Origin of the sequence: Ruegeria sp. (assembly GCF_028066395.1) — a bacterium.
GTDB lineage: Bacteria > Pseudomonadota > Alphaproteobacteria > Rhodobacterales > Rhodobacteraceae > Ruegeria.
The window spans coordinates 22091-25831 of the sequence record NZ_JALCBM010000060.1 but is presented as its reverse complement, the minus strand read 5'-3'; the positions used below and the strand labels follow the sequence as shown (position 1 = coordinate 25831).

Here is a 3741-nt window from a genome sequence, read left to right as displayed (position 1 = left end):
ATCCGGTTGTTTCCCAAGACGGGCCGGTCCCATCAACTGCGGGTGCATATGCAGGCGCTGGGTCATCCAATTCTGGGTGACCCGTTCTATGCCGAAGGGGCGGCGCGGGATTTCCCCCGGCTGATGCTGCATTCCGAGGAGCTGCGCCTGAAAAACCCCGAAGGGGGCGTGGCGATGAAATTCCGCGCCCCGGCCGAGTTCTAGGCGCTGCTAACCCATAACATCTTCAGATTGCCCAGTGAAAACCGCCTGCGACGCGCCCGTGGGGTGTCGGCGCAGTGGTGGCGGGCGGCGGCCAGTTCGCGTTCAATCTCGAACCCGCGCAAGGCGTGATCCTGCGACCAGCGGCCCAGTTTCAGGGTCATCATGACGTGGTTGTCCAGGTGGGGCATCGGTGATCTCCTGTCTTGCGATCACTTGATCCTGCGCCCACACTCCTGACAGCCCGTTGTCAGGGGGGTATGGTAGGATGTCAGCAGTTTGCAGGAGGTCTGACATGCGCCGTTCAACCCGGTTGTTCGAAATCATCCAGATATTGCGCGCCACCGATGCGCCGATCACGGCCGAGACGCTGGCGGACAAGCTGGAGGTCTCGGTCCGCACGGTCTATCGCGACATTGCCGCCCTGCAGGCGCAGCGCACGCCGATTGAAGGCGAGGCAGGCGTCGGTTACCTGATGCGGCGCGGCTATGACCTGCCGCCGCTGAATTTCGATGCCGAAGAGGTTGAGGCGCTGTGGGTCGGCCTCTCGATGCTGGCCCGCACCGGTGACAGCACGTTGCAACAGGCCGCCGACCGGGTCTGCCGCAAGATCGAGGCTCTGCGCGCGCCCGCCGATTGGTTGCAGGTTGCCCCGTGGGGTGCCCCCGCCGACGATCCCGAGAAAGGCTGCATCTCAATCGCCACATATCGCGAGGCGATCCGGGCCGAGCAGAAGCTGCGCATCACCTATGTAAATCCCGCCAATGACCGGACCGAGCGGATCGTGCGCCCCGTGGCGCTGATCTATCACATCGAATGCACCATGCTGGCCGCCTGGTGCGAGCTGCGCGGTGGGTTTCGCCATTTCCGCACCGACCGGATCTGGTCTTGCGATGTGACCGACGATCACTTCTGCGGTCAGGGCCAACCCTTGCGCGCGATCTGGCAGGAGCAGAACCGCTGGGACACCCCGGCAGGCGCAGCCTGAGCGGCGGTGTTTCGCCGATTTCACCGATTTGTTGCTTGAGGCCCCTGTCGGCCCTTGTGCTATAGTGCCTTAAATCAATGAACCCGGCGAACGGGTTATGGAGCAGAAGGTGATTCCATGACGATTTCCAAGAGTATCCTGGCGGCCAGCGTCTGTTCGGCCCTGTTTCTGGGCGCCTGTACGGACCCCGGCACGTTGAACCTGCCAAGCGACCCGAACCAGAACGCCAAACAGGGCGCCTTGCTGGGGGGTCTGATCGGCGCGGGTGTTGGCGCGATTGCCAATGATTCCGACCCGTTGCTGGGTGCGCTGGCCGGTGGTGCCATCGGGGCCGCTGGTGGCGGGCTGATCGGTAATCAGTTGGACAAACAAGCGGCAGAGCTGCGCCAGCAACTGGCCAATGACGGGATCACCATCGTCAATGCGGGCGACCGCCTGATCGTGACCGTGCCCAACGACATCACCTTTGACACCGACAGCGCGACCGTGCGCCCGGCGCTGCGGTCTGATCTGGTGAAGGTCGGGCAGAACCTGGTGAACTACCCGAATTCGAACGTTCAGATCATTGGGCACACCGACAGCGATGGCGAAGCCTCGTACAATCAGGGCCTGTCCGAACGCCGCGCCAGTGCGGTGGCCAGTATCCTTCAGGCCAACGGGGTCAACTATTCCCGCATCACCACGATCGGGCAGGGTGAGAACAACCCCATCGCCTCGAACCTGACGCCTGCGGGCAAGGCGCAAAACCGCCGGGTCGAAATCATCATCGTACCCAGCGCCTGATTTCGAATTTTGACGCATTGAAAAAGGGGCCGCATTTGCGCGCCCCTTTTTTCGCACCCTGACTGTGCGTCAGATGGGGTGGGGTTTGCGCCCGAATTGGGTAAGCTGTCCCAATCCTGAATGACGGAGTATCCCCGATGTCCGACCCGATCCTTCTTGCCCTGTCCGGTTCCTTGCGCGCCGAGGCGACCAATCGCAAATTGATGCGCGAGGCCGCGCGGCTGTTCGAACCCGGCACCTATATCGAGGCTGACCTGAACCTGCCGCTTTATGATGGCGATGTCGAAACGGGTCAGGGCATCCCTGACAAGGTGCAACTGCTGGCCGATCAGATCGCGCAGGCGGATGCGGTGATCATCTCGACCCCGGAATACAACAAGGGGCCGTCCGGCGTGCTGAAAAACGCGCTGGACTGGGTCAGCCGCACCAAAGGGCATCCGTGGATGGACAAGCCGGTGGCGGTGATGTCGGCGGCAGCAGGTCGCGCGGGGGGTGAGCGGGCACAGATGGTGCTGCGCACCTTTCTGGTGCCGTTCCAGCCGCGCGTACTGTCAGGTCCTGAAATCCATCTGGCCGACAGTTCGAACGAATTCGACGAACAGGGGCGGTTGTCGAGTGACAGGTATGAGAAATCCCTGCACACGCTGATGCAGAAACTACGGGCCGAGCTCGGACGCTAGGCTGCTTGCCCCTCTGACCCGGCGGTCCTAGTCTGCCGGGATGGAAACACAGACCGAGACCCAGCGCGACGTATTGGACCCGGCCCGAGCCGCCGCCTTTCAGGTGGCGTTGGGGCAAGTGCCGTTGATCAGTGCGGGCTCGGCCCTGCCGCCGTTCTTTCATCAGCTCTATTTCTGGTCTCCGCAACCCCCTGACCGGTTGGGCCGTGACGGGCATCCGCTGGTGGGGCAGGGGTTGATCCCCGATATGGGCCTGCCGCGCCGGATGTGGGCGGGTGGTCGGTTGGAGTTCCACACACCCCTGATCGCGGGCACAGGGGCCGAGCGTCGTTCGGTCTGCGAAAGTGCCACGGCCAAGACCGGGCGCACCGGGCCGCTGGCCTTCGTCACCCTGCGCCATGAGTATTGGCAAAACGGCGCGCTGTGCTTGACCGAGTGGCAGGATCTGGTCTATCGCGAGGACCCCGCGCCCGACGCCCGCGTCCCGACCCCACCTGTTGCCCGAACGGATGAGACCGACCAGCGCGAGGTTGAGTTCGATAGCACCTTGCTGTTTCGTTACTCGGCCCTGACCTTCAATGGTCACCGCATCCATTACGATCTGGACTATGCCCGCGATGTCGAAGGCTATGGCGGGCTTGTGGTGCATGGCCCCCTGCTGGCACAGCATCTGATGCTGATGGCCGAGGATTTGATGGGCCCTTTGCGGCAGTTTTCCTTCCGCGCATCCTCTCCCCTGATGCACTATGAAACAGCGACTCTGTGTCGGGCCGGGTCGGATCTGTGGGTGCGTGGGCCGGATGGTCGGCAGTGCATGCAGGCCGTGGCGTTAACCTAACCGTTTCTGCATGATGATCGAGGTCGGGCGGTCATAGCCGGGATGTGCAGCCTCGCCGGTCTTCACAAATCCCAACCTTGCAAAGGCAGCGTGGTTTTCGACCAGTTCGACCCGGGTTTTCAGTTCCAATATGTCAAAACCCAAAGCCCGCGCGCGGGTTCCGGCCAGATCGACCAGTTGCCGCGCCAGACCCGTGCCGCGTTTGCTGGCGTCCACCGCAAGCTTGCTCAGATACAGACGACCGGGTTTGC

At 62.8% G+C, this 3741-nt stretch carries 6 protein-coding genes and 1 pseudogene; 5 read left to right on the top strand and 2 right to left on the bottom strand.

The annotated features are described in order from the left end of the window. A pseudogene (locus tag MPJ51_RS16885) lies at window positions 1-204 on the top strand (RNA pseudouridine synthase); the annotation flags it as partial. Here the strand turns inward: MPJ51_RS16885 and MPJ51_RS16880 are convergent. Further along, window positions 201-392, bottom strand: a complete 192-nt coding sequence (locus tag MPJ51_RS16880; RefSeq protein ID WP_298389088.1) for a hypothetical protein — start codon at window positions 390-392, stop codon at window positions 201-203. The pseudogene MPJ51_RS16885 and the gene MPJ51_RS16880 sit on opposite strands and share 4 nt — an antisense overlap. Before the next feature lie 104 nt (window positions 393-496). Between MPJ51_RS16880 and MPJ51_RS16875 the strand changes: the two genes are divergently transcribed. From MPJ51_RS16875 to MPJ51_RS16860, 4 genes are all read left to right on the top strand, one after another. After that, window positions 497-1189 (top strand): YafY family protein, encoded by a 693-nt coding sequence (locus MPJ51_RS16875; RefSeq protein ID WP_298389086.1) that lies wholly within the window; start codon window positions 497-499, stop codon window positions 1187-1189. Between the two features lie 117 nt (window positions 1190-1306). Beyond that, the gene (locus MPJ51_RS16870; protein WP_298389084.1) at window positions 1307-1972 is read left to right on the top strand and encodes an OmpA family protein; all 666 of its coding nucleotides are present in this window, start codon (window positions 1307-1309) and stop codon (window positions 1970-1972) included. A gap of 137 nt (window positions 1973-2109) precedes the next feature. Beyond that, window positions 2110-2652: an NAD(P)H-dependent oxidoreductase gene (locus MPJ51_RS16865; RefSeq protein WP_298389082.1), complete on the top strand. Its 543-nt coding sequence runs from the start codon at window positions 2110-2112 to the stop codon at window positions 2650-2652. Window positions 2653-2692: 40 nt separating this feature from the next. Beyond that, on the top strand, window positions 2693-3490 hold the full coding sequence (locus tag MPJ51_RS16860) for a MaoC family dehydratase N-terminal domain-containing protein (RefSeq protein WP_298389080.1): 798 nt from the start codon (window positions 2693-2695) through the stop codon (window positions 3488-3490). On the opposite strand, the gene MPJ51_RS16855 is transcribed toward MPJ51_RS16860, so the two are convergent. After that, window positions 3482-3741 (bottom strand): GNAT family N-acetyltransferase (locus tag MPJ51_RS16855; RefSeq protein WP_298389078.1); only part of this gene is annotated, 260 nt, incomplete at its 5' end. The genes MPJ51_RS16860 and MPJ51_RS16855 overlap by 9 nt on opposite strands.